Annotated in this window: 23 protein-coding genes and 1 tRNA gene; 7 read left to right on the top strand and 17 right to left on the bottom strand. The window is 67.9% G+C overall.

Annotation, left to right across the window (positions count from 1 at the left end; genetic code table 11):
- Positions 1-80: 80 nt before the first annotated feature.
- Complete coding sequence (locus I6H87_RS07410) at positions 81-566, bottom strand: Lrp/AsnC family transcriptional regulator (protein WP_010811303.1); 486 nt, start codon at positions 564-566, stop codon at positions 81-83.
- 170 nt (positions 567-736) lie between these two features.
- Here I6H87_RS07410 and phhA point away from each other — a divergent pair, with 170 nt between their 5' ends.
- The 4 genes from phhA to I6H87_RS07390 all read left to right on the top strand — a co-directional run bounded on the left by phhA (position 737) and on the right by I6H87_RS07390 (position 4,718).
- Positions 737-1,666 (top strand): phenylalanine 4-monooxygenase, encoded by a 930-nt coding sequence (gene phhA / locus I6H87_RS07405; protein ID WP_010811304.1) that lies wholly within the window; start codon positions 737-739, stop codon positions 1,664-1,666.
- A 150-nt stretch (positions 1,667-1,816) separates the two neighbouring features.
- The gene (locus I6H87_RS07400; protein WP_010811305.1) at positions 1,817-2,116 is read left to right on the top strand and encodes a 4a-hydroxytetrahydrobiopterin dehydratase; all 300 of its coding nucleotides are present in this window, start codon (positions 1,817-1,819) and stop codon (positions 2,114-2,116) included.
- A gap of 158 nt (positions 2,117-2,274) precedes the next feature.
- Positions 2,275-2,979, top strand: coding sequence for a response regulator transcription factor (locus I6H87_RS07395; protein WP_011616251.1), 705 nt, complete (start codon positions 2,275-2,277; stop codon positions 2,977-2,979).
- Between the two features lie 128 nt (positions 2,980-3,107).
- The gene (locus tag I6H87_RS07390; RefSeq protein WP_371852271.1) at positions 3,108-4,718 is read left to right on the top strand and encodes a sensor histidine kinase N-terminal domain-containing protein; all 1,611 of its coding nucleotides are present in this window, start codon (positions 3,108-3,110) and stop codon (positions 4,716-4,718) included.
- Between the two features lie 43 nt (positions 4,719-4,761).
- Here I6H87_RS07390 and I6H87_RS07385 read toward each other — a convergent pair whose 3' ends face one another.
- Positions 4,762-5,277 carry an SET domain-containing protein gene (locus I6H87_RS07385; protein ID WP_010811308.1) on the bottom strand — a complete coding sequence of 172 codons (516 nt, stop codon included), beginning with the start codon at positions 5,275-5,277 and terminating at the stop codon, positions 4,762-4,764.
- A gap of 1,184 nt (positions 5,278-6,461) precedes the next feature.
- On the opposite strand from I6H87_RS07385, the gene I6H87_RS07380 reads away from it, so the two are divergent.
- Together I6H87_RS07380 and I6H87_RS07375 are read left to right on the top strand one after the other, a co-directional pair.
- Positions 6,462-6,740, top strand: a complete 279-nt coding sequence (locus tag I6H87_RS07380; protein ID WP_010811309.1) for an HU family DNA-binding protein — start codon at positions 6,462-6,464, stop codon at positions 6,738-6,740.
- 239 nt (positions 6,741-6,979) lie between these two features.
- Positions 6,980-7,996, top strand: a complete 1,017-nt coding sequence (locus tag I6H87_RS07375; protein WP_011616254.1) for a DUF2272 domain-containing protein — start codon at positions 6,980-6,982, stop codon at positions 7,994-7,996.
- A 74-nt stretch (positions 7,997-8,070) separates the two neighbouring features.
- Here I6H87_RS07375 and dinB read toward each other — a convergent pair whose 3' ends face one another.
- From dinB to I6H87_RS07360, 3 genes are all read right to left on the bottom strand, one after another.
- Entirely contained in the window at positions 8,071-9,150 is a 1,080-nt protein-coding gene (gene dinB / locus I6H87_RS07370; protein ID WP_010811311.1) for a DNA polymerase IV, read from the bottom strand.
- A gap of 53 nt (positions 9,151-9,203) precedes the next feature.
- Positions 9,204-10,109 carry an EamA family transporter RarD gene (rarD, locus tag I6H87_RS07365; RefSeq protein ID WP_011616255.1) on the bottom strand — a complete coding sequence of 302 codons (906 nt, stop codon included), beginning with the start codon at positions 10,107-10,109 and terminating at the stop codon, positions 9,204-9,206.
- Between the two features lie 151 nt (positions 10,110-10,260).
- Complete coding sequence (locus I6H87_RS07360; RefSeq protein ID WP_010811313.1) at positions 10,261-11,397, bottom strand: TRAP transporter substrate-binding protein; 1,137 nt, start codon at positions 11,395-11,397, stop codon at positions 10,261-10,263.
- A gap of 349 nt (positions 11,398-11,746) precedes the next feature.
- Here I6H87_RS07360 and I6H87_RS07355 point away from each other — a divergent pair, with 349 nt between their 5' ends.
- A complete protein-coding gene (locus I6H87_RS07355) occupies positions 11,747-13,564 on the top strand; it encodes a carbohydrate porin (protein ID WP_011616256.1) in 1,818 nt (605 codons plus the stop codon).
- Here I6H87_RS07355 and I6H87_RS07350 read toward each other — a convergent pair.
- The 12 genes from I6H87_RS07350 to def form a co-directional block, all read right to left on the bottom strand.
- Positions 13,548-14,273 (bottom strand): aquaporin, encoded by a 726-nt coding sequence (locus I6H87_RS07350; protein WP_011616257.1) that lies wholly within the window; start codon positions 14,271-14,273, stop codon positions 13,548-13,550. The two genes, I6H87_RS07355 and I6H87_RS07350, sit on opposite strands and share 17 nt — an antisense overlap.
- Before the next feature lie 287 nt (positions 14,274-14,560).
- Positions 14,561-15,181, bottom strand: a complete 621-nt coding sequence (locus I6H87_RS07345; RefSeq protein WP_011616258.1) for a LysE family translocator — start codon at positions 15,179-15,181, stop codon at positions 14,561-14,563.
- Between the two features lie 107 nt (positions 15,182-15,288).
- A complete protein-coding gene (locus I6H87_RS07340) occupies positions 15,289-15,780 on the bottom strand; it encodes a hypothetical protein (RefSeq protein ID WP_011616259.1) in 492 nt (163 codons plus the stop codon).
- Positions 15,781-15,950: 170 nt separating this feature from the next.
- Positions 15,951-16,151, bottom strand: a complete 201-nt coding sequence (locus I6H87_RS07335) for a hypothetical protein (protein WP_041687849.1) — start codon at positions 16,149-16,151, stop codon at positions 15,951-15,953.
- A 129-nt stretch (positions 16,152-16,280) separates the two neighbouring features.
- Positions 16,281-16,356, bottom strand: a tRNA-Phe gene (locus tag I6H87_RS07330).
- A 60-nt stretch (positions 16,357-16,416) separates the two neighbouring features.
- Positions 16,417-17,127 (bottom strand): response regulator, encoded by a 711-nt coding sequence (locus I6H87_RS07325; RefSeq protein ID WP_198489263.1) that lies wholly within the window; start codon positions 17,125-17,127, stop codon positions 16,417-16,419.
- A gap of 52 nt (positions 17,128-17,179) precedes the next feature.
- Positions 17,180-19,612: a sensor histidine kinase gene (locus I6H87_RS07320; RefSeq protein WP_011616261.1), complete on the bottom strand. Its 2,433-nt coding sequence runs from the start codon at positions 19,610-19,612 to the stop codon at positions 17,180-17,182.
- Positions 19,609-20,499, bottom strand: coding sequence for a DUF4390 domain-containing protein (locus I6H87_RS07315; protein WP_011616262.1), 891 nt, complete (start codon positions 20,497-20,499; stop codon positions 19,609-19,611). Before I6H87_RS07315 ends, I6H87_RS07320 begins: the two co-directional genes overlap by 4 nt.
- A 9-nt stretch (positions 20,500-20,508) precedes the next feature.
- Positions 20,509-21,909 (bottom strand): 16S rRNA (cytosine(967)-C(5))-methyltransferase RsmB, encoded by a 1,401-nt coding sequence (gene rsmB, locus I6H87_RS07310; RefSeq protein WP_011616263.1) that lies wholly within the window; start codon positions 21,907-21,909, stop codon positions 20,509-20,511.
- Between the two features lie 132 nt (positions 21,910-22,041).
- Complete coding sequence (htpX, locus tag I6H87_RS07305; RefSeq protein WP_010811323.1) at positions 22,042-22,902, bottom strand: zinc metalloprotease HtpX; 861 nt, start codon at positions 22,900-22,902, stop codon at positions 22,042-22,044.
- 189 nt (positions 22,903-23,091) lie between these two features.
- Complete coding sequence (gene fmt, locus I6H87_RS07300; protein WP_011616264.1) at positions 23,092-24,105, bottom strand: methionyl-tRNA formyltransferase; 1,014 nt, start codon at positions 24,103-24,105, stop codon at positions 23,092-23,094.
- Positions 24,106-24,257: 152 nt separating this feature from the next.
- The gene (gene def / locus I6H87_RS07295) at positions 24,258-24,764 is read right to left on the bottom strand and encodes a peptide deformylase (RefSeq protein ID WP_010811325.1); all 507 of its coding nucleotides are present in this window, start codon (positions 24,762-24,764) and stop codon (positions 24,258-24,260) included.
- Between the last annotated feature and the right edge of the window lie 109 nt (positions 24,765-24,873).

Genomic DNA, 24,873 nt, shown 5'->3' with positions numbered 1-24,873 from the left:
CGGCACCCGGCGAGGGTGACACGCACGCCACAGGAGCGCAAGACCGGCACGCAAACCTGCAACGCGCCGCAGGAAAAGATTCAGCGCAGGTGCGACAGCGGCAGCGGGCCGTCGCACTTGATCGCGGTCAGCACGATGTTCGAACGCACGCTTTCCACGCCCGGCACCCGCATCAGCCGCTTCATGGTGAATTCGGCCAGCGTGGGCAGGTCGGGCACGACCACGCGGATCAGGTAGTCAGCCTCGCCGGCCACCGAATAGCACTCCTGCACCTCTTCCAGCAGCAGGATCTCTTCGCGGAAGCGTTCGATGATGGTGTCGGCATGGTGGGCCAGCTTGACGCTGATAAAGACCATCACCCCCAGGCCCAGCGCCTGCGATGACAGGTTGACGCGGTAGCCGGTGATGACGCCGTCGGCTTCCAGCCGCGCCAGCCGGCGCCCGACCTGGCTGGGCGACAGGTGCACGCGTTCGGCCAGCTGCTGGTGGGTGGTGCGGCCGTCGGCCTGCAGGACGGCCAGCAGCGCGAGGTCGAAGGGGTCCAGGGAGACGCCGGAGGCAGTCATACACAAATCCCGCATTCTTCAGTTGAATAATGCACATTATATGCGTCACAACACCAATAAAAGCGGATTTTGCGGCCTTTCTGCGCGCCTGGATGTCTAAACTACGCAGTAAATCCGCATTGATGCTGCCACCGATGCAGCAAGCACGCATTACAAGGAGACGCGCACCTATGTCCATCGCCACGGCCACCGAAGCCCCCGGCGCCTTCCAGGGCACCCTGACCGACAAGCTCAAGGAACAGTTCGACGCCGGCCTGCTGTCCGGCCAGGAACTGCGCCCGGACTTCACCATCGCCCAGCCAGTGCACCGCTACACCAGCACCGACCACGCCATCTGGCGCAAGCTGTACGAGCGCCAGGCCGCGATGCTGCAGGGCCGTGTCAGCGATGAATTCCTGCAGGGCCTGGCCACGCTGGGCATGGACAAGGACCGCGTCCCCGATTTCGACCAGCTCAATGAAACCCTGATGCGCGCCACCGGCTGGCAGGTCGTGGCCGTGCCCGGCCTGGTGCCGGACCAGGTGTTCTTCGAGCACCTGGCCAACCGCCGCTTCCCGGCCAGCTGGTGGATGCGCAAGCCCGAGCAGCTGGACTACCTGCAGGAGCCGGACTGCTTCCACGACGTGTTCGGCCATGTGCCGCTGCTGATCAACCCGGTCTTTGCCGACTATATGGAGGCCTACGGCAAGGGCGGCCTGAAGGCGAACGGGCTGGGCGCGCTGGACATGCTGTCGCGGCTGTACTGGTACACGGTTGAATTCGGTCTGATCCGCACCGCGCAGGGCCTGCGCATCTACGGAGCGGGCATCCTGTCGAGCCAGGGCGAGTCGATCTACAGCCTGGATTCGGCCAGCCCCAACCGGATCGGCTTCGATGTGCGCCGCATCATGCGCACGCGCTACCGCATCGACACCTTCCAGAAGACCTACTTCGTGATCGACAGCTTCGAACAGCTGTTCGACGCCACCCGGCCGGACTTTGCGCCGCTGTACGAAGAACTGCGCGCGCAGCCGACGCTGGGCGCGGGCGACGTGGCCCCGGGCGACCAGGTGCTCAATGTCGGCACCCGCGAAGGCTGGGCCGATACCGAAGACATCTGATCCGGCCCCTTGCCGGCAAACCCGGGGCGCCCTGCCCCGCTTCCCGCTTTGTGAAACAATGCCGGCATGCCCGCCGCCACGGCGCGGGCGGGCCGGCTGTCCGCATTGATTTGCGGCCTTCGTTTTCGTTACGACCAGATCGAGCCCCCTATGACTCCGCTTTCCCCGCAAGCCCGTGCCACGCTGCTGGCAGACCTGCCCGGCTGGACCACCGTCCCGGACCGCGACGCGATCTTCAAGCGCTTCACCTTCCATGACTTCAATGCCGCCTTCGGCTTCATGACCCGCGTGGCGATCCAGGCCGAGAAGGCCGACCACCACCCGGAATGGTTCAACGTCTACAACCGGGTCGACATCACGCTGTCCACGCACGATGCCAACGGCCTGACCCAGCGCGATATCGACCTGGCCCACTTCATCGAGCGCGCCGCCGACGCGGTGACCGACTAAGCGCGGGCGCGGCGGCAGCGCCGGATCGGGCCGCTGTAGGCAATCCGTAAGGAAGCGGAGGCCCGCGCCTAGTACAATCTGCGGCAGGCCCGCACCTCCCGTGTGCGCCAAGAGGCCTTCCCTCCAGCCATGCCCAACTTCCTGCCCGAGCTGCCGCCATGCGTATCCTGCTGATCGAGGACGACCGCCAGATTGCCAGCGGCGTCGAAGCCGGCCTGTCCCGCGCTGGCCACCAGATGCGCGTCGTCCACGACGGCGTCTATGCCACCGAACACCTGCTGCGCGAGCAGCACGACCTGGTCATCCTCGACCTGGGCCTGCCCGGCATCGACGGCATGACCCTGCTGGCGCGCTACCGCGCCCGCAACCGCACCACCCCGGTCATCATCCTGACCGCGCGCGACGAGCTGGAAGACAAGCTCTCGGGCCTGAACGCCGGCGCCGACGACTACCTGATCAAACCGTTCGCCCTGCCCGAGCTGGAAGCGCGCGTGCGCGTGCTGCTGCGCCGCAGCCAGCACGGCGAGGCCGCCCCCGAGCGCGACGTGCGCCTGGGGCGCCTGCGGCTGTCGGGCAACGACCGCCGCATGTTTATCGACGCCCGCCCGCTGGAGCTGTCGCCGCGCGAGTTCGCGGTGCTGGAACTGCTGCTGCAGCGCCAGGGCCGCGTGGTCAGCAAGGCGCAGCTGCAGGACCACCTGGCCACCTTTGCCCACCCCGCCGGCGAAGGCGGCGACACCGTGGGCGACACCGCGATCGAGGTCTATGTGCACCGCGTGCGCAAGAAGCTCGAGGACAGCGATGTCGAGATCGTCACCGTGCGCGGCTTCGGCTACCTGCTGCAGATCCGCGCCGGACAATGAAACCGCTCCGGCCGCCACGGTCATCCGACACGCGGCCCTGCCCTTCGGCCTAGCCGGCAATGTGGCCTCGCTCCCGCACCTCCTCCCGGGTTTCCTGGCGCACGGCCTCCCGCATCGCAACGCGGAACGTGCCCCCGGCCTCCGCCGCCGGCGACACCCCCGCGGCGACGCGCCAGGCGTCCCGCCCCGGCTCCAACATCAGCCTGCGCGCGCACCTGCTGCGCGCTCTGGCCACGCCGCTGTTTGCACTGGTGCTGACCAGCGGCTCGCTGTCGTACTGGCTGGCGGCGCACTACACCACGCAGGTATTCGACCGCGCGCTGTATGGCGTGGCCAACAACATCGCCCAGCAGATCCGCATTGCCGGCCCGCGCCTGGAGCACGACATCCCGATGATCGCGCAGACGCTGGTCGAGGCCGAGGGCACCGACCGCATCTACTGGCGCATCCATGGCCCCGACGGGCTGATCGGCGGCATGGACACCTGGCTGGGCTACGGCACCGGCCAGACCACGCTGCACGATGCGCGCCTGTTCTACGCCTGGTTCAGCGGACGCCAGGTGCGCGCGGTGCGGCTGCCGGTGATGCTGCCCAGCGCCGCGGTGGACGAACTCGGCACCAGCGAGGCCGGCAAACCCGCGCGCGGGCCGATCGTGGTGGAGGTGGCGGAGCTGCTGGACCGGCGCGAGACCGCCGCCAACGAGATCCTGCTGTCGGTGTCGGTGCCGCTGATCCTGCTGCTGCTGGTCGGCAGCCTGATCCTGTCGCACGTGCTCAAGGAAGAGCTGGTGCCGCTGCAGATCCTGGCCGACAAGCTCAACCGGCAGACTGCCCGCTCACTCGCCGCGCTCGACGAGACCCAGGTGCCGGCCGAGGTGGCGCCGCTGATCCGCGGCCTCAATGCACTGCTGGCGCGGCTGCGCGACGCGCTCGACGCGCAACGCAAGTTCATTGCCGATGCCGCGCACCAGCTGCGCACCCCGCTGACCGCGGTCAAGCTGCATGCCGACCGGGCCCAGGAAGCCGATTCGCTGGAAGTTGCCCGGCATGCGCTGCGCGAGGTGCAGACCGCCGCCGACCGCGCGGTGCGGCTGTCCAACCAGTTGCTGTCGCTGGCGCGCGCCGAGCCGGGGCTGTCGCTGGAGCGTCTCGGGCCGGTGGAACACTTCGACCTGGCCGAGCTGGCCTTCGAGATCGGCGCCGAGTGGGTGCCGCAGGCGCTGGCGCAACGCATCGACCTGGGCTTCGAGATCCTGCCCGGCCCCACCTTCACCGGCAGCGCGCCCGCGGTGGTGCGCGGCAACCGGCTGCTGATGCGCGAGGCCCTGTCCAACCTGATCGACAACGCGGTGAAGTACGTGCCCGCGGGCGGGCGCATCACGGTGCGCGCCGGCGGCGAGGCCATGGGTCACCGCGGCATGGCGGTGGTGATGGTGGAAGACAACGGCCCCGGCATCCCGCCGCAGCGGCGCGAGGAAGTCTTCAAGCGCTTCTTCCGCGGCGACCGCGCCCCTGAGCCGGGCGGCGGGCGGGCGGCCCATAGCGGCGGCGCCGGGCTGGGGCTGGCCATCGTCCATGAGATCGTGACGCTGCACCAGGGCACCATCCGCATCGAGGACGTGCCGCCGGTTCCAGGTGCGGCCGGCGATACCCCGGCCGCGGACGGCGCGCCCGAACGGCGGCCGACCATGCGCTTCGTGATCCGGATCCCCTGCGAACCGCCAGGATCGGTGGCCTGAACCCGCCGCTGCGCTGGCGGAGGCGCGGGTTGGGACGCGCGCCTTACTTGGCCTTCTTCTTCTTTTCTTTCGGTGCCAGCATGGTGCCGCGGCATTGCGGGCTGCCGCAGCGGCACTCGAACTCCTTCTTCAGCTTGGCGGTATAGCGCGCGTCGATGACCAGGCCGTAGTCGTAGAACAACTCCTCGCCCTCGGCAATGTCGCGCAGCGCGTGGATGAAGACGCGGCCCTTTTTCTCGCGCGCTTCGCAGTTGGGTTCGCAGGCGTGGTTGATCCAGCGCGCGCGGTTACCGCCGTACTTGGCGTCGATGACGCTGCCGTCGTCCAGGCTGAAGTAGAAAGTGTGGTTGGGATCGCTGGGATCGTGCGGATGGCGCTCCAGCGCCTTCTTCCACGAAATGTGCTCGCCCTTGTACTCGATCACGCGTTCGCCTTCGGCGATCTGGCCGATCGCATAGACGCCCTTGCCGTGCACGCCTGACTGGCGCACCTCGATCCGGTCGCTCGCCGTCTTCTTCTTGCCCTCGTCCGCTGCCTTGCGCTTTGCCTTGTCCGCCATTTGCCTTTCCGTGCTCGTCGCCTGTTTGCCTGAGTGGCCCGCTGTGCCGGCCGTTCCGGCGCGATCGGGGATGATACCGGTGCAACCGTGACACGTATACGTAACACCCCTTTCCGGCGACCTCACCGTATACGCCCTGGTTGCGATTGACACGTATACGGCACCCCATTTCCGCCTCAGCCGCGACGCCCGTTTACGTCCCCGCGTGTGGATAACCCCGCCTCGAACTGTGGACAAGCACGCGGATTGGATGTGGGCTGCCTGGGGCTGGCATGGGGATGCCTCAGGCATAAGTCGGAGGGCTTGCGGCACTGGCCTCCTCCGGATGGTTGAGTCATCCACCTCGACCAACATTGGATACGACCACTTCTCGTTTACGTAAACCGTTGAACCGAAAGACGTTTACGTGGTTTTCCACAGCGGGGGCGGGTGTTTACTTACTACTACTATTTGTATACATGAAAGAAGAAGGTAAACCGAAAGAACGAACCAACGGCGTCAGCAAAAGAATGCCCCCAAGGCATCATCCAAATGGCCGGGACTGTAAACGTCGCGATAGCGCGAAGCTTTGTGGTTTTGGATTTGAAGATTCGGCGTATACCTCGGGCGTATACGCCCAACCACACCGACTTTCACGTATACGCCGCCCGCAGGATCTGGAGCCGGTTCGTAAACCGCCCCGGCAAGGTGCCATGCATGCGCCGAATAGCGGCTGGGTTCGCCGCCAGCCCAATGATCCGACAACATGCAACATAGTGCAGTCTGCGCCTCCGAGGCTGCCAGAGCGCCTGCAAGCGTTTCTGGCCGTCAGTAGCTCTCCAGCCCTGTCCAATGCGCCTGCGCGTGGGCAGAGGGCCTCTGAGGGCCTCTGGCGAGGGATGGGTGAGAGGCTAGGTACGCGGCCCGCCCGCTATCTCGCCTGCGCGACCTGGGGGCCCCTGCCTGTCAGCTTAGGACGCTTTCGTCACCTTCCGCGGCTTGCGATGGCTGTACCCAGCTGCGTCGATTTGCCGCGAAGCCCAGCCTGGCGCGGCCTCGCGGAAACTGCCAGGTAACAATCTGTTCCCGGTGCGCCTTGTCCGACACGGTATCATGTGGCCCGCGGTGTCTTTGCCGGAGCGGTGCCAGTCAGGCCGCCCGGCATGCGGACGCCTGTGTTTTATCAACTCGATACGGAGTGAAGCATGACGAAAACCGAACTGATCGACGCTATCGCAGCCGGGGTGGACGGTCTGACCAAGTCCAAGGCGGAACAGGCACTGAACGTGACCCTGTCGGCCATCATGGACGCCGTGGCCAAGGGCGAAACGCTGAGCCTCATCGGCTTTGGCACGTTCAGCAAGGGCGAGCGTGGCGAGCGCATGGCGCGCAACCCGCGTACCGGCGAAGAAATCAAGGTCGAAGCAGCCAAGACCGTGAAGTTCAAGGCTGGCCAGAAGTTCAAGGACGCTGTCAACCAGTGAGCCTGACGGGCTGCACTGCAGGGCCCGAATTGTCAGACCCCGCCATGCCGCCGCCCGGTGCCCGAGGGCGCTGGCGAGCGCCAGGCGGGGGACGTTATCCACAGCGGTAAGCTGATTTTCTGCAGTATCCGCCGCATCGCTGAATCCGTCGCCGGAGCGATCGCGCGCGAAGTCTTCCAACAGGCGTCCAGCCGTGGCCGTGACAGGCCGGACCGGGTGCCGTGCCACATGGGGCCTCCATGCTTGCCCGTCCGCCGCGCCGCAGATCTCCACAGCGTTATGCACAGCGCTTTCCACAGCCGGTTCCACAGCTTTCTCCACAGGCTGCAGGCACCATGCGCGCGGCCTGTGTTGCCGTGGCGCTGGCACTGCTGAGTGCCTGCACCACCGTCAGCGAGCCGGTGCGGCCGCAGGCGCGCGCGCTGCCCGACACCGAAAGGCCGGTGACGCGCCCGGGCGCCACGCCGCGCGAACGCATCGTCGAGATCGCCACGCAGGAATGGGCCCGCTGGGGCGGGCAGGTGGTGCGGCTGGGCCGGGACGACACCTCCTGCGTCACCTACAGCCCGGTGCCCGCACCGGAACTGCCTGCGCCACTGCCAGAGATCCCGGAGGCCCAGCCACCGTCCCCCGCGGAGGCCGGGGCACCCGCTGCCGCCACCACCGATACCGAATCCAAGACCAACGGCAATCCGCCACCGGCCGCCAGCTGCCTGTCCTTTCCGGACGGCACCGGCATGGAAGCCACGCCCCTGGGCTGCTCGCTGGCGCGCCGCTACTGGGGCATCGTCGGCGAAGCGCCCGGCTGCCGGCAGGTGACGCAGGGATCCTGGGCCTGGTCGGCGGTGTTTATCTCATGGGTGCTGCGCAAGGCGGGGCTGGACGAGCGCCAGTTCCTGACCGGGCAGTCGCACTCGATGTACGTGGTCGATGCCCGCGACGGCATCCTGCCCAGGCCAGCCTTCCATATCGAGCCCGTCCCCGCCATGCCCCGGCCCGGCGACATCATCTGCGCCGGGCGCGGACGCGACCGCTATCTGGAGGACATCGCCGAAATCGGCTTCGGCACCACCCCTATGCACTGCGACATCGTGGTCGGCGTGGATCCGGCCACGCGCGTGGTGCGTGCCATCGGCGGCAATGTCCAGCAGTCGGTGTCGATGGAGGAGATCGAGCTGGGCGATTCGGGCCGGCTCGACGGCGTCACCAATTCGCATATGCCGTGGCTGCTGGTGATGCGCAACGACCTGCAATAGCTTGGCTATTGATGCGATTTATCAATACACCATTATTTAAGGTGCGTTGATTATTCGCTCGAATAATCCTGCGCTCAGTCGAACAGTTCCAGCTGCGACGTATCCCGGTCGCTGGTCCCTACCCCCACCCCCAGCAGCCGCACTGGCAAGCCCCGGCGCGCATGGCCCTCGGCCAGCAGGCGCGCGTAGACGGTGCGGTCCGGCGCGTGGCCGCGGCATTCCACCGTGGTCTGGCGGAAGTCAGAGAAGCGCAGCTTCACGGTCAGCTTGTCGATGGTGTCGTGTGCCTGAGCCCGCTCAATGCGGGCTTCCAGCATGGCGATGAGCGGTTCCAGCTCGGCCATGCAGGCCTGCAGGTCGGGCAGGTCGTCGGCATAGGTCTCTTCCACGCTGATCGACTTGCGCTCGCGCTCGGGCGTGACCTCGCGCTCGTCGACCCCGCGGCACAGCTTGTAGAGCCGCGCCCCGAAGACGCCGAACTCGCGGTGCAGCCGGTCCGGCGACCACGGCCGCAGGTCGCCGCAGGTCCCGGCACCCAGGCGCCGCAGCTTGGCCGCGGTGACCTTGCCTACGCCGTGGATGCGTTCCACCGGCAGCGCGGCGACAAAGCCATCGACCGCCGCCGGCTTGACCACGAACAGCCCGTCGGGCTTGTTCCAGTCGCTGGCGATCTTGGCCACGAACTTGCTCGGCCCCACCCCGGCCGATACCGTCACGCCCACTTCATCGCGCACACGCTGGCGGATTTCCTCGGCGATGCGGGTGGCGCTGCCGGCGTGGCGGGTGCAAAGGCTCACGTCCAGGTAGGCTTCGTCCAGCGACAGCGGTTCGACCAGCGTGGTGTATTCGCGATAGATCGCGAAGATCCGGCGCGAGACCTCGCGGTACTTGTCCATCGCCGGGCGCACGATCAGCAGGTCCGGGCAACGCTTGAGCGCCTGCGCCGACGGCATCGCCGAACGCACGCCAAAGGCGCGCGCTTCATAGTTGCAGGTGGCAATCACCCCGCGCCGGTCGGGCGAGCCGCCCACGGCCATCGGGCGGCCGCGCAGCGAGGGGTCGTCGCGCATCTCGACCGAGGCGTAGAAACAGTCGCAGTCGCAATGGATGATCTTGCGCTGGACTGCGGGAGTGGCATCAGGCGGGGCAGACATGGTGGCCAGGCACCGTATCAGTTATGCGTGTGACAAATGAAATGAGTTGATTTTTAGTTGATTTCATTGGTCGACTGGATGATAGCGGGCTTCTGCCGCGTATTCATCCATAGCCCCTCGGCTGCATACAAGGCCAGCGATAGCCAGATCAGCGCGTAGCCGACCTGCTTCTGCGCCGGGAACGGCTCGTTCCACAGCCACACGCCCAGCAGCAGCTGCAGCGTCGGCCCGGTGTACTGCAGCAGGCCCAGCAACGACAGCGGAATGCGCCGCGCGCCGGCCGCAAAGAACAGCAGCGGCACCGCCGTGACCGGCCCGGCCAGCAGCAGCAGCCACTGCGTACCCGGCGCTGCGTGGGTGAAGCTGTCCTGGCCGGTCGCGAACAGCCAGGCCAGTGCCGCCGCGGCCATCGGGAACACCAGCAGCGTCTCCAGCGACAGCCCTTCCAGCGCACCCAGCGCGCCGGTCTTGCGCAGCAGGCCATAGCCGCCGAAACTGGCCGCCAGCCCCAGCGCGATCCACGGCAGCTGGCCTGCCGCCACCGTCAGCCAGGCCACCCCGGCCGCGGCTACCGCGATCGACAGCCATTGCACCAGGCGCAGCCGCTCATGCAGGAACACCACGCCCAGCAGCACGCTGAACAGCGGGTTGATGAAGTAGCCCAGGCTGGCATCGACCACGCGGTTGGCCGACACCGCCCAGATGTAGAGGAACCAGTTGGCGCACAGCAGCGCCGCGCTGGCGCCGAACGACAGCAGCAGGCGCCGGTCCCTGAGCACCCGGCCGAGCCACGCCCACTGGTGCCGCCAGGTCAGGATCAGGCCGAGGAATACCAGCGACCACACCATCCGATGCAGCAGGATCTCCAGCGGCGCAATGCCGGGCAGCGATTTGATATAGAGCGGGAGCAGCCCCCAGATGATGTAGGCCAGGAGGGCGTAGAGAATGCCGAGTTGCATAGGGATTTCCGGTAGATGCCGGCGATTCTACCGGCGCCGCGCGATCCCCGCCCGGCGGGCGCCCGCCTGCCGTGGCCAACAAAAAACCCCATGCTCCCGAGGGAACATGGGGTTTGCGGCAAGCCCCGTGCGGCCCGGGGCAGTGTGCCGCTTACAGCTTGCGCGCGAAGCTGAACTGCGCGAAGCCCTGCTCGGCCACGTTGAACCAGGCGGCCTGGTTGTTGCGGAACACGCGCCAGTCGTCGTAGATCTTCTTGAACGACGGGTTCTTGGCGGTTTCGTCGGCGTAGGATTCCTGGGTCGCCTTGAAGCAGGCCTCCATGATCTCCTTGGAGAACGGGCGCAGCTTGACGCCGTTTTCCAGCAGGCGGGCCAGCGCCTGCGGGTTGACCGTGTCGTACTTGGCCATCATGTTGGTGTGCGCCTCGATGGTGGCGGTTTCCAGCGCGCGCTTGTACAGCGCCGGCAGCTTCTCGTACTCGGTGGCCGAGGCGTAGAACGACAGCTGCGCGCTGCCTTCCCACCAGCCCGGGTAGTAGTAGTACGGCGCCACCTTGTAGAAGCCCAGCTTCTCGTCATCGTACGGGCCCACCCACTCGGCTGCATCGATGGTGCCCTTTTCCAGCGCAGGGTAGATGTCGCCGCCGGCGATCTGCTGCGGCACCACGCCCAGGCGCGACAGCACCACGCCGGCAAAGCCGGCGATGCGGTACTTCAGGCCCTGCAGGTCGGCCACGGTCTTGATTTCCTTGCGGAACCAGCCGCCCATCTGTGCATTGGTGTTGCCGCCCAGGAAATTGACGACGTTGTATTCCTTGAAGAACTCGCGCATCAGCTTCATGCCGTTGCCCTGCATCATCCAGGCGTTCTGCTGGCGTGCGGTCAGGCCGAACGGCACCGTGGTGTCGAAGCACAGCGTCGGGTTCTTGCCGAAGTAGTAGTAGCCGGCGGTGTGGCCTATCTGCACGGTGTTGTTCTGCACCGCGTCCAGCACCTGCAGGCCCGGCACGATTTCACCGGCGGCAAAGACCTTGATGTTGAACTTGCCGTCGGTCAGTTCCTTGACGCGGGCCGACAGCAGTTCGGAACCGCCGAAGATGGTGTCGAGCGACTTGGGGAAGCTCGAGGCCAGGCGCCATTCCACGGCCGGGTTGCTGCCGACCACGGCCGGCGCTGCCGGCCCGCTGGCGGCGGCAGGTGCAGCCTTCTCTTCACCCTTGCCGCACGCGGCCAGTGCCCCGGTGGCGGCCACGGCCGACGCTTTCAACAGAAAGGAACGACGTTCCATCTCCACTTCTCCTCTTATAGATATTGATTCGGATGCAGGCTCGCGGCTTGCATGATGCCGCGCGCCGGACCGTGACGCACCAGCCGCCGGGGTACAGCGGCTTGCGCAACGCTGTGCCTGTTGCGAACGGGCACGGCGGCGTGCCCAGCATGCCTGGCGCCGGACGCGGGCCACGGCAAAGGGCTGTCTTACCCGAAAGACAAGCCAGCCGATTATAGCGGTGGCTCTTTCGCCACGGGGTATCGCGCAAGTGCGGGTTTTCGCTAGTCAATCGCGCCATATCCGGGGGTTTTTCGCATTGTGAGACGGCGCACAGTGTGATGGATTTTGTAACCCGGCTTGCGGTCAAATGGGTCGGCTGATAAAAAACAGTCCCGCCTCCGGAGCCCTTGCCTGCTCCGGCCATCGATGTTGCTTGACTGAATTGCTGTCCGAATTGCCGCCAGTCTCTCGTCGGATTCCCGCCATCCCGCTTTGTCCCGGCCCTGCCGGACGCGGTGGCCTGCCCCTGCGCCGCCTCGGTTTTGCCGTGCTGGCCGCGTGGGGCCTGGTCGCGTGCGCGCAGACCGGGGATGCGACGACCAGCGCGACCACCCCGCCGCCCCGCATCGAACCGCGCCCGGCGGTGCCGCCGGTGGTGACCGCTGGTTCGGCGCAAGCCGCCGAGCCTGCCACGCCGGCCACGGCAAGCACGGAGGATCCACTGGCGGCGCTGATCGCCGGCGAAGCGGCACCCGCGGCCAGCGTGACCGTGCCAGCGGCACCGGCGCCAGGTACCACGGGCGAGCCGGCTGCCCAGCCCGGCGTGCAGCCTGACGGCAGCGCGCCGGCAACCCTGGCCGGCACCAGCCCCGCTGTCGACCCGAGCTTCGTCGGACCGCCTGAACCGCCACCCCAGCCGCCGCCGCCACTGGTGCTGTTCCCGCCCCGGCTCGGCCAGTTCCAGGCCGAGGCGCCCGCCGAGCCGGCGGACAGCACCACCGGTGGCACACCGCCGGACGCCCCGCCGGTACTGCACTCGCAGCTGCCCGCCGACGACCCCGCCGGGGATTCCGTGTGGCGCCTCGGCTACAGCGGCCGCGCCGCGGCCGAGGAACGCCCGGCCACCATGCGCGCCTGCCCCGGCGGCGCGCTTTCCACCGGCATCGGCAACGGCCTGGCCTGCCGCAGCGCCGGCGAGGTCAAGATCCGCGAATCGGTGCTGGACCTGGATGGCGGCGCGCAGGTGATGCTGATCGCGCAGGCGCGCGGCACCGACGCCACCACGGTCAATGGCCGCCCCGCGGCGATCGATCCCTACGCCCTGGTGCCGCAGTTCTATACCGCCGTCAGCGGCCTGGCGGTGCTGGACGGCGCCACCATGTGGGCCGGCCGGCGCGACAATGCGCCGTTCCTGCTGTCGTCCGGCCTGCTGCCGCCCAATTCCACGGCGATGCGCTTCGGCATCGACAACGCCAAGGTGATCGGCGATATCGGCCTGAGCTACCAGTACACCGCGCGCGCCGACCAGAACGGCCAGAACCTGCCCAGCTACCACTCGCTGCGCACCGCGCCCATCAACACCAACGAACAGGGTTCGATCCAGCTCGGCTTCACGCGGGTGGAGGCGCAGCCGCTGGTGCAGGACCCCGGCGGTGCATGGTGGGCGTCTGCGTTGCATGAGCAGAAAGGCGTGCTGTACGGCACCAACCGGTTCGGGGTGCAGTTCGGATCGGGATCGCGCAACGCCATGACCGGCTACACCGGCATGGGACCGGCGCTGTCGCGCACGCGCGTGGCGGAATCGATGGAATGGAGGGGCCGTTCAGGGCTGAGCGGCGCGGTGGAGCAAAGCCTGCAGTTCGACCGGTCGCCGGTCGGCACGCTGCAGTGGACCACCACGCGCTTGCGTCCTGCTTACGTGGCCAGCAACCAGTTCCGCCTGAACTTCGAGGTCTCGCACGACCAGATCTCGTCCGGCTTCGGCGTCAGCGGCCAGCGCACCGCGCTGACCGTGGCGCCCACGCTGACGCTGGGCAAGTCGGCCGGCAATGCCAACCTGCGCGCCTTCTACACCTATAGCCGTGCCAGCGACGTCGACGGCATCGGCTACACCGCGCCGGCCGACGCGTGGGCCTCGCAGGCGAGCGGCTCGATCTTCGGCGTGCAGCTCAATCGGCGCTGGTAGGGGCGCTGGCGGGCGCAGCGCGCCAGTCGGCCTGCGCCGTGGCGGCCGCAGCGGGTTTGCGGCACAGCCAGTGGAACAGCAGCGTGGCAGCCAGCCCGCCGCCGATCTGGGCCAGCACGAAGCCCGGCACGTCTTGCGGCCGGATCCCGGTGAAGGTATCGGTCAGCGCGCAGGCGATGGTCAGCGCCGGGTTGGCAAACGAGGTCGACGACGTGAACCAGTAGCCCGCGATGATATAGCCTGCCACCACGAACGGCACCAGCTGCGGCCGGCTGCGCAGCGTGCCGATGCCCACGCCGACCAGGCCGAAGGTGGCCACGCACTCGCTCCACCACATCGCCGCGCCGGTGCGGCTCTGCGCCGACCAGGCCAGCGCCGGCTCGCCGAACATCGCATGGGCGGCCAGCACGCCGCAGACTCCGCCCGCCACCTGCACCAGCACATAGCGCAGCGCATCGCGCGGCGGCAGCGTGCCCTGCAGCAGCGCCGACAGGCTCACCACCGGATTGAAATGGCCGCCCGACACCGGGCCCAGCGACACCAGCAGCGCCACCAGCCCAGCCCCGGTGGCCAGCGAATTGGCCAGCAGCGCCAGCGCGGTGTCGCCTGCGGCGAGGCGCTCGGCACGGATGCCGGAGCCCACCACGATCGCCACCAGCAGGGCCGTGCCCAGGCCTTCGGCCACCAGGCGGCGTGCGAGCGTACTCATCGCTGCGCTCCGTTGACGGCGCGCGGCAGCGATAAAGCGGAGCAACGAACGGGATACGAGAGCGACCGCGAGATCGCGGCAAAGGCAGTAAGGAAAACGTGCAGCGGCAAGATGGACAACGTCGCCTGAGACGACGCCTCGAACGGTGGCGGTTCAGTAGCAAGCCCGCGCACATGCGGTGAGCGCGGACGCGACAGTGTTCCGTTCGTGCACGGAGCGCGTCAATGCGTGGCCGCTTTGTTGTGTGCAGACGCGCGGTATCGAATCGCGGCGCTGGCCGCGGGCCGTTACCGGTTGCTGGCCGCCAGCCGCAGGCCGAAGCCGACCAGCGCGATCCCGGCCAGTCGCGTTGCCAGCGTGCGCGCGAACGGCAGCGCCCGCAGCCGGCTGGCCACCGCGTTGCCCGCCAGCACCAGCGCCGCCTGGTAGGCAAGGCTGAGCACCGTGACGTGGACCATCATCGCCGCCAGCGTGGCCGGCGACGCATCCGGGCGCAGGAACAGCGGGAAGAACGCGACAAAGAACAGCACTACCTTGGGGTTGGTCAGGCTCACCGTGAAGCCCTGGCGCAGGTATACGCGCGTGGACTTGCGCGGCTCGGGCACGCCGGCGTCCGCGGCAAAGCGTGTACGCAGCAGCTGCACCCCCATCCAGCACAGGTACGCGGCACCGAACCATTGCAAGCCGTGGAACAGCAGCGGATTGGCCTGCATCACCGCCGCCAGCCCCGCCACCGCGGCGAGCATGTACACAAGGTCGCCCAGCAGCGTGCCGCAGACCGCGCCCATGCCGGCCGCCATGCCATTGCGCGCGGTGGCGTTGAGAATGGCGATCGTGCCCGGGCCGGGGATCAGCTGGAACACCAGGATGGCGAGCACGAAGCTGGTGTAGTTCTGGATGTCGAACATGGTGGCCTGGCAGTGTCGGATGCGAGTGCGGGATGCATCGCTGCCGCCATGTTAGTGCAGCCTGGCCCATCGCGGCAAAGCGCATGGCTTGACGGCTGCAGCGCGCCTCAGCGCAGCAGGAACGCGATGTCCTCGACGCGGATCTGTGCCACCGGAATGCCCTTGCGGCGCTGGAACAGGATGTGCTGCTGCACGCGGCTGCGCTGCTCGGCAAAGACCCCGGGATCGATCGGCGTGCCCAGGCGCATGTAGTGCTGCACCAGCAGCTTGTAGGCGCGGTGGCGCACCTGCATGGCCTCGGTCTCCGCACGCAGCCGCCGGATCTCTGCCGGGCTGCGGTCGATCGCCTGGTGCAGCTCCTCGACCGTGCGCGCATGCAGCTCGCGGTAGACGTCGCGCTCGGCCTCCATCTGGTGCAGCTCGTCGCGCAGCGCGCGGATCTTGTGCTGCAGCTTCAGCGTCTGCGAGACCGCCTGCTGCACCCGCCCCGCCGCCCCCAGCGCGTGGCTGGCCGCGGCCATGGTGCTCTTCCACAATCCGCGCTCTTCGCCCGCAGTCTGCGGCGGCCAGCGGTTGTCTGTCCCGATCAACGTATCCATCAGACCCCCCGGTAAGAAAGTAAGCCCTGGACCGGCTGTCCGCGTTATGGGTGCGGCTTGGCCGGCTCGGTCCGCGCCGCCGGGCGGCAGCGCGTCAGGCCATCGTAGAGATACATATATCGGCTGCCAAGTAGAAGATATTTACTTCTGGGTTGGCTGTTGCGCGTTGGTCAAGCACGCCGGCAGCGGGGCTGCAGCATGACCAGGGCCATCTTATCCCCTACCAGTCTCGGCAGGATTTCCTGCGCCGGCCGCATGCGGGCCAGTTCCCGGGCGGTGAGCGGGGGGTTGTCCGCGTCCGCGCGCGCGGCAAGCGTCAGCGCCTTGTCCTCGGCATCAGATGGGATATGGATTTTGCGTTTCGTCGACATGGTTCAGTACCTCGCGGCGGGTTACCAACGCCGGTTCACAGGGCCCAGCGCTGCCTGTACACAAATCTGCCTATGCGATGCCACAAAGCAAAAAGCCCGGCTCTTGCGGGAGCCGGGCTTTTCTTGTTCTGGTGGCCTGGGACGGAATCGAACCGCCGACACAAGGATTTTCAATCCTCTGCTCTACCGACTGAGCTACCGGGCCAAAGAAGCGAAACTATAACTGGACTTTTTTGGTCAGTCAAGCGTCATGTGCGTCACAGCCTCATTGCTCGGCCGGCTCGGGCTTGTTGCGGCCCAGTTCGACGCCGAGCTGCTTGAGCTTGCGGTACAGGTGGGTGCGCTCCAGCCCGGTCTTCTCGGCCACGCGGGTCATGCTGCCGTGTTCGCGCAGCAGGTGGTATTCGAAGTAGGCGCGCTCGAACAGGTCGCGCGCTTCGCGCAGCGGCATGTCGAAGGAGAACTGCATCTCGGCCTCGGGCACGCGCGCGGGGCTGCCGTTGGGGGCGGCCTCGGCAGTGGTCTCGGGCACGATGTCTGACGAACCGGGTTCGGCAGACGGGACCGTGGCGGGGGCGGCGGTGGTGGCCGAGCTGCTGCGCGGGCGTTCGATGCCGCGGGCCAGGCCCTGCTCGACCGCGGACAGCAGCTTCTGCAGTGCGATCGGCTTCTCAAGGAAATTGAGCGCGCCGATCTTGGTCGCCTCGACCGCCGTGTCGATGGTGGCGTGGCCCGACATCATGATGACGGGCATCGTCAGCTGTCCCTGCGCGGACCATTCCTTGAGCAGGGTCACGCCATCGGTATCGGGCATCCAGATATCGAGCAGCACGAGGTCGGGCGTACCCGCCGCGCGGTATTCGCGCGCTTGCAGCGCGTTCTCCGCGAGTTCAACCACGTGGCCTTCGTTGCTGAGGATCTCCGAGAGCAGCTCCCGGATTCCCATTTCGTCATCGACTACGAGGATCGTTGCCATACTTCCCCTCTTAACCCCACCGCAGCGTTCCGGGACCGGACGCCATTGTTGACTATGTCAGTTTAACGAACAGGATCGAGATCTGTGCACCGACGATCTCCGCACCTTCCATGCGATTGCGCATCTCGATTCGCGCGCCGTGTTCGTCAATGATCTTCTTTACCATCGCGAGCCCCAGGCCCGTGCCCTTGGCTTTCGTGGTCACGTAGGGCTCGAACGCACGGCTCAGGATTCGTGGCGCAAAACCGGGACCATTGTCCGCAATGGTGAGCTTGACGGCCTGCCGGTTTTCGCCGGCAGAATCTTTGTATTCTACAGTCTCGGTGTTCAGAGTGATATGGGGCGCCGCCCTACCGGCCGCGACGTTCTCGGTGGCGGCATCCTGTGCGTTCTGCAGCAGGTTGTGGATGACCTGGCGCAACTGCGTCGGATCGCCCTTGATCTCGGGCAGCGCGGTGCCCAGCGTCGGATGAATCACCGGATGCTCGTGCACCGCGGGATCATCGATGCCATACAGGTGCAGCACTTCCGCCACCAGGCTGTTGAGCTGCAGCGACTGCAGCACCGCGGGCGGTGTGCGCGCGTAGTCGCGGAAGTCATCGACCATGCGCTTCATCGCGGCCACCTGGTTGACGATGGTGGCCGCGCCACGCTTGAGCACATCGGCGTCGGTGCCTTCGAGCTTGGGCGAGAGCTTCATCTGCAGGCGCTCGGCCGAGAGCTGGATCGGCGTCAGCGGGTTCTTGATCTCGTGCGCAAGGCGCCGTGCCACCTCGCCCCAGGCCACCGAGCGTTGAGCGGAAATCACATCGGAGATATCGTCGAAGACGATCACGTAGCCGGGCTCATCGCGCTCGCCGCCGGGCAGGCGTGCGCCGCGCACCAGCAGCGTAAGCGGCTGTTCCTCGCCCTGCGGCAGCTCGATCTGCTTCTGCCAGTGCTCGGCGCCGCCCAGCACCTCGCTGGTGTTCTGGTCCGAGAAGGCCTGGCGCACGATCTCGCCGAACGGCCCCATGCCAGGGATCTGCTCAACCGGCAGGCCCAGCACCGCGCCGAACGGCTGGCGGAAGATGCGCTCCGCGCCCGGATTGGCGGTAATCAGCACAAAGCGGCGGTCGAACACCAGCACGCCGGCGGTCAGGTTCTGCAGCACGCTTTCCAGGTAGGCCTTCGATTGCTCGAGCGCGGTGCGGTTCTCTTCCACCGCCAGCCGCGCCTCGGCCAGCTGTCGCGTCATCTGGTTGAACTGCTGCGTGAGCATGCCGAGCTCGTCGCGGCTTTTCAGTTCGCGCTTGGGCGAGAGGTCGCCCTCGGCCACTTCCTTGGTCCCCTGCAGCAGCATCAGCAGCGGCCGCGCCAATTGCCCGCCCAGCAGCAGCGCCAGCATCACCGCGATGAACACGGCCAGGAACAGCGTCAGCGTCAGCGTGCCGATATACATCTTGCGCAGGCCGGTGCGGCCCAGCGCTTTCTCCTGGTATTCCTGGTACGCGCGCTGGACCTCGTCGGCATTGCGCGCGAGCACCGCCGGCACGGGGTGCAGCACCTGCAGGTAGCGTTCCTCGCGCACGGTCTCGCCGACCAGGCCGAAGCCGCTCGACGGCGATTCCTCCGGGCGGCGCTCCACGGACAGGCCGGAGCCGGCCCAGCGCGGCGGCTTGGCCAGCGCGCGCGGGGCGCTGCCGCCTGCGGCGTCATCCTGTGCCGCGGTTGGACTGGCGCCCAGCGGAATGATCACGCGCAGCCGGTACAGGTGGCTGCTGTCGACGCGTTCGGGGCTCGGGCTGCCGTCGCCCGACGGGTCGGTGCCGCCCTCCACCGCCGCGTAGCCGCCGGCCAGCCGCGCCTGTTCGGCCAGCACGCCCGAAGGCAGGTCCGGCACCAGCGACGCGTAGTTGCTGGACGCCGTGGCCAGCACGCGGCCGCTGCCGGTGAAGATGGCGGCTTCCTGGACGCCATACTGCTCGCGCAGCCGGTTCAGCTGCAGCGAAGTGGCCACGCCGGAGGCGCCGGCGAGCTGCTCGGCCATCAGGCGTGCCTTGACCTGCAGGTCGGCGAGCGAGCTGTCGATGGTGGAGCGGCCCAGGTTCAGGCCCGCCTCGAGCGCGGTTTCCACGCGCACGTCGAACCAGGACTCGATGCTGCGCGAGACGAACTGCAGCGATACCAGGTAGATCAGCACGCCGGGCAGCACGCCCACCACGCCGAAGAACACGGCGAGCTTGGTCATCAGCCGCGTGCCGAACTTGCCGCGGCGATAGCGCAGCCACAGCGTCAGCGCCAGCGCACCCACGATCAGCACCAGCAGCGCGCCGATCACCAGGTTCACCTTGAACAGCAGCGTGAAATAGCGATCGAAGAATTCGGTGTTGGCCGATGCGCCGGCCAGCAGGCCCACCAGCACCAGTGCCAGGAAGACGATGATCCCGGCCACGACGCGGTACAGCACGCGCCGGAACCGGCTGTCCCACAGCGAGTTGCTCATGGCTGGCTCGATGCGGGCTGCAGCAGCAGTGCGGGCGACAGTCCGTACGACACCGTCTGCATGGTCAGGCCGCGTGCGTCAATGGCAGCGGCAGGCGCCGACGCAGGCGCGGGTACGGCGGGCGAGGCCGGCAGCGCCGGCGATGCGGGGCCTGGGGCCGGCGCGGGCGGCGGCGCTGCGGGCAGCGGAGGTGGGGGCGCTGCGTTCAGGTCCGTCGGCACCGTATAGGCGAAGCGCCGCCAGTCGGAGGCCAGGTTCCATTCACGCGTGTTGACGGCGTTGATCTGGAACGGCTTGGGCAGTTGCGACAGGTCCAGCCGCATGCGCACTTCCGCGTGGTAGGTCTCGCCCGGCTTGACCACATTGCGCTCGAACACGCGCCAGCCGCGCACGCGCTGGATGAACTGCAGCGCGCCCTTCAGGCGCGTGAACGGCAGCTGCAGGCCGCCGGTGGAGACACGGTACTGGCGCGTCAGCGGCTGGTACGACAGGCGCACGCTGCGGGTGGTGTTGACCGGCTTGTCGTCGAACCAGTACCAGCGCGAGCGCGAGAGCTGGAAGTCGACCGCGAAATAGAGGGAGATGCCCTTGTGCAATGCGTCTTCCAGCGCGGGCGGCAGGTCGAAGTCGAAGCTGGCGGCAAGCTCGAAGCCGCCGTCCTGGAATTCGATGCGCGCCTCGGTGGCCTCGATGACCTGCGCGCGCGCGACGGGCGGCAGCCACAGTAGCGAGGCGAGCGCCAGCACCAGTGCCAGCCACCACCGCGCCAGCAGGCCACGCCTGCCCGCGCCGCCGGGGCGCAGATGCAGGCACGCCCGGTCCGCGGCAGTGTCCACGTTCGTGTCCACCATGACGCGGAAGTCTGACAGGCGCGGCGTGCTCAGCATCGGATCAGATCAGGCGCGTTTCTGGAAGCGGGCGTAGAAGAAGCCATCGTGATCCGACGGCAGGCTGGTGCCGGCAGTGGCGTCCTTTTCGCCATTGGCGCCGGCGGCTTGCGTGGCATGGGTGCCGGGCAGCAGCTGCCCCGGCGCCTGCAATCGTATCGCATCTGCCAGCTGCGCACCAAACCAGCGCGCCTGCTCCTCGCCTTCCGTTGGGAAAATTGAACAGGTGACATAGACCAGGATGCCGCCCGGTTTGAGCAGCGGCCACAGTTGCGAAACGATGCGGCGCTGCTCGGTGACGAGCTTGGCAATATCGGTCTCGCGGCGCAGCCAGCGGATATCGGGATGGCGCCGCACGATGCCCGAAGCCGAGCACGGCACGTCGGCCAGGATGCGGTCAAAGGGCTGGCCGTCCCACCAGTCGGCGGGCCGGCTGGCATCGCCGACCACGATCCGCGCTTGCTTGCCCAGGCGCGCCAGGTTCTCGGCGATGCGGGTGGTGCGCTGCGGGTCGCTTTCCACCGCGGTGACTTCAATATCGGCCAGTTCCAGCAGGTGCCCGGTCTTGCCGCCGGGCGCCGCGCAGGCATCCAGCACGCGCATGCCGTCGGCCACCTCGAGCAGCGGCGCAGCCAGCTGCGCGCCGGCATCCTGCACCGAGACCACGCCTTCGGCAAAGCCCGGCAACTGCGTCACCGGCACCGCGCGCACCAGGCGCACGGCCTGCGGGCCAACCACGTGGCCGGCCAGGCCGGCGTTGGCAAGATCGGTCTGGTACTGCTGCACGGACACGCGCGCGGTGTTGACGCGCACCGTCATCGGCGGGCGCACGTTGGCGCTGGCGGCCAGGGCCATCCACTGGTCCGGGTAGGCCTCGCGCAGCATGCGCAGCCACCACGGCGGCAGGTTCCAGCGCGCCTGCTCGTCGCGGTTGACCTCGGCCAGCAGCGCTTTGCGTTCGCGCAGGAAACGGCGCAGCACCGCGTTGACCAGGCCGCGCGCATGCGCAGTCTTGGGTTCGGAGGCGGCGGCGCTGACTGCCTGGTCGACCACGGTGAAGGTGCTGTAGCCCGGGCGGCCGGCGTCCGCGCCGTCCTGCTTGTCGCGCGGGCCCGGTGCGTGTTCCAGCAGCAGCGCCAGCGCCACCGCCAGCAGCGAATCGACCTGCGCGCCCGGCGGGCGCGTGACCAGCTTTGTCACCAGTGCGCGTGCCGTACCGAACTGGCGCATGGTGCGATAGGCGATGTCCTGCAGCGCGCCGCGCGTGGCGGCATCCTGCACGCGGTCCAGCCGCAGCTGCGCGGCGGCGTCCTCGATCGCCTGGGGCAAGGCTGTGCCTTCGCTGACGGCGCGCACCGCGGCGGCGGCGCCAAGCATCTGGAAGGCAAGCGAATCGGGAGGCAGGCGCATATCGGTCAGGCGGCGGGTCAGGCGTTGGAATCGGGAAGCAGGCCGGCGCGGGCACAAAAAAAGCCCGCCGGTCCATGCGGAACAGCGGGCAGTTTACCCTGTGCGGGGGCCCTGCCCCGGATTTCCGGCCGCTCAGGCGGGATAGGTGCCGGTCTGGGCCATCTGCATCAGGCGCGCGATGCGCTCCTCGGTGGCCGGGTGGGTCGAGAACAAATTGGCGATGGCGCCGCCCGAGAGCGGGTTCATGATCATCATCTGCGCCGTGGCCGGGTGTTCTTCGGCCGCCTGGAACGGGATGCCCTGGGCGTAGCGGTGGATCTTGTCCAGTGCGCTGGCCAGTGCCTGCGGGTCGCCGCTGATCTCGGCGCCGCCGCGGTCGGCTTCGAATTCACGTGCGCGCGAGATTGCCATCTGGATCAGCGATGCCGCCAGCGGGGCCAGGATTGCCACGGCAATGCTGGCGATCGGGTTGCTGCGGTTGCCGTTCTCGTCGCGGCCGCCGAAGAACATCGCCATGTTGGCCAGCGCCGAGATCGCACCGGCCATGGTGGCGGCGATGGTCGAAGTCAGGATGTCGCGGTGGCGCACGTGCGCCAGCTCATGCGCCATCACGCCGCGCAGTTCGCGCTCGGACAGCACCCGCAGGATGCCGGTGGTGGCCGCCACCGCGGCGTGCTCCGGGTTGCGGCCGGTGGCAAAGGCGTTGGGCGCGTCTTCGTTGATCAGGTACACGCGCGGCATCGGCAGGCCGGCGCGCTGCGCCAGGTCCTGCACCATGCCGTAGAACTGCGGCGCGCTGCCGGCGTCGACTTCCTGCGCGTTGTACATGCGCAGGACCATCTTGTCCGAGAACCAGTAGGAGAAGAAGTTCATGCCCAGCGCAAGCAGCAGCGCCATCATCATGCCGCTGCGCCCGCCGATCATGCCGCCGATGACGATGAACAGCGCCGTGATGGCCGCCATCAGCATGAAGGTCTTGACCCAGTTGAACATTGCGGTGATCTCCGTGTAATCGTGAGCCGCGTCCCGGGGGAAAGCGGACGCGATGACCGTTAGATAGGGGGCGATACCCGAAAATTCAACGGCTGTTCAACGGTTTCAGGGGGGAGCCGTGGCCGCTTGCGCCGGCCGGGGCGGTGCCGCCGGCACTTATGCCGCCATGTGCGGCCAAGGCCCGTCCGATCATGCCTGCGCGGCGCCGTTGCCGGGTACCGCGCAGCGCGTGCCCGGCGGCAGCGGCAGGGCCTGCAGGAACTGCTGCGCCGGCTGGCGGCGCCCGCCCGGCTTCTGCAGCTCGGTGACCTGCAGTGCGCTGCCCTCGCCGCAGGCGATGAGGACGCCGGCGGCGTCGGCCGCCAGCACTGTGCCGGGCGGATGCGGCAGGCTGCTGGCGGCGGCCAGCGGCACGGCCTGCCAGCACTTGATCACGGTATCGCCGACCTGCACCGTCGCGCCCGGGAAGGGGTTGAACGCGCGCACCTGGTTGGCCAGCGCCGCGGCCGGGCGGCGCAGGTCCAGCGGGGCCTCGTCCTTGGCGATCTTCTCGGCGTAGGTGACGCCTTCGGCCGGCTGCGGCGTGGCGGGCAGCGCGCGGCCGGCGGCGAGCTCCTGCAGCGCTGCCACGGTCATGCGCGCGCCCAGCGCGGCCAGCGTGTCGTGCAGCGTGCCGGTGGTGTCGTCCGGGCCGATCGGCACGGCCGCGCGCGTGAGCATGTCGCCGGTGTCCAGGCCTTCGTCCATCTGCATCAGCGTGATGCCGGTCTCGGCATCGCCCGCCTCGATGGCGCGGTGGATCGGCGCCGCGCCGCGCCAGCGCGGCAGCAGCGAGCCGTGGATATTCAGGCAGCCCAGGCGCGGCAGGGCCAGCACCTCGGCCGGCAGGATCAGGCCGTAGGCGGCCACCACCATCACGTCGGGCGCAGTGCCGGCGAGCGCGTCGATGGCCGCGGCGGCGTCTTCCGGGTACTTGCCCTGGCGGCGCAGCGAGCGCGGCTGCAGCACTGGCCCAAGGCCGCTGGCGGCGGCGAACTGCTTCACCGGGCTGGCGTGCAGCTGCAGGCCGCGGCCGGCGGGGCGGTCAGGCTGCGTCAGCACCGCCACGATGGGAAAACCGGCGGCGTGGATGGCTTCCAGCGCGACGCGCGCGAACTCGGGCGTGCCGGCAAAGGCAACACGCAGGGGTCTGGCTTGGGACATGGCAGGTTCCGTGGCCTGAAACAGGACCGGCCGCTATCGCGGCCGGTTCTTTTGTTCTTCGGAAGTCATAAAGATAACAGACCCCGCGCGGGTGCCGCGCGCTGGCGGCGGGAATCCGGGCGGGCTGTTACATCTTTGTGGCAGGGCGCCGCTTACATGCGGGTGCGCTCGCGCTTCTGCAGCTTGCTCTTGATGCGGTTGAGCTTGAGCGGCGACAGGTATTCGACAAAGACCTTGCCGCGCAGGTGATCGATCTCATGCTGGATGCAGACGGCCAGCAGGTCGTCTGCTTCGAGCTCGAAGCTCTCGCCCTTCTCGTTGAGCGCGCGCACGCGCACCCGGTCGGGGCGCTCGACGCGGTCATAGACCTCGGGCACCGACAGGCAGCCCTCTTCCCACACCTTTCGGTTGTCGCTGGCCCAGACGATCTCCGGGTTGATAAAGACCTGGAGCTGGTCACGCGTTTCCGAGACGTCGATCACCACCACCTGCTCATGCACGTTGACCTGCGTGGCGGCCAGCCCGATGCCGGGCGCTTCGTACATGGTTTCGGCCATGTCCTTCACCAGCTGGCGGATGCGGTCGTCCACTGCCGCAACGGGTTTGGCAACGGTGTGCAGACGGGGATCGGGGTAGGTCAGGATATCGAGTTTTGCCATGATGCTCAGGCGCAACGCCGGCTGCTGCCGGCAACCGGGCCGCGTTGCGGCGGCGGGTGTTTACATGCAGAATCGGGGCGCAAGTACAAAAATTCAAGGCGCGCCGAAA

Origin of the sequence: Cupriavidus necator, from assembly GCF_016127575.1 — a bacterium.
Taxonomy (GTDB): Bacteria; Pseudomonadota; Gammaproteobacteria; order Burkholderiales; family Burkholderiaceae; genus Cupriavidus; species Cupriavidus necator_D.
The sequence above is the reverse complement of the archived record's forward strand: the minus strand, read 5'-3'. Positions and strand labels throughout refer to the sequence as shown.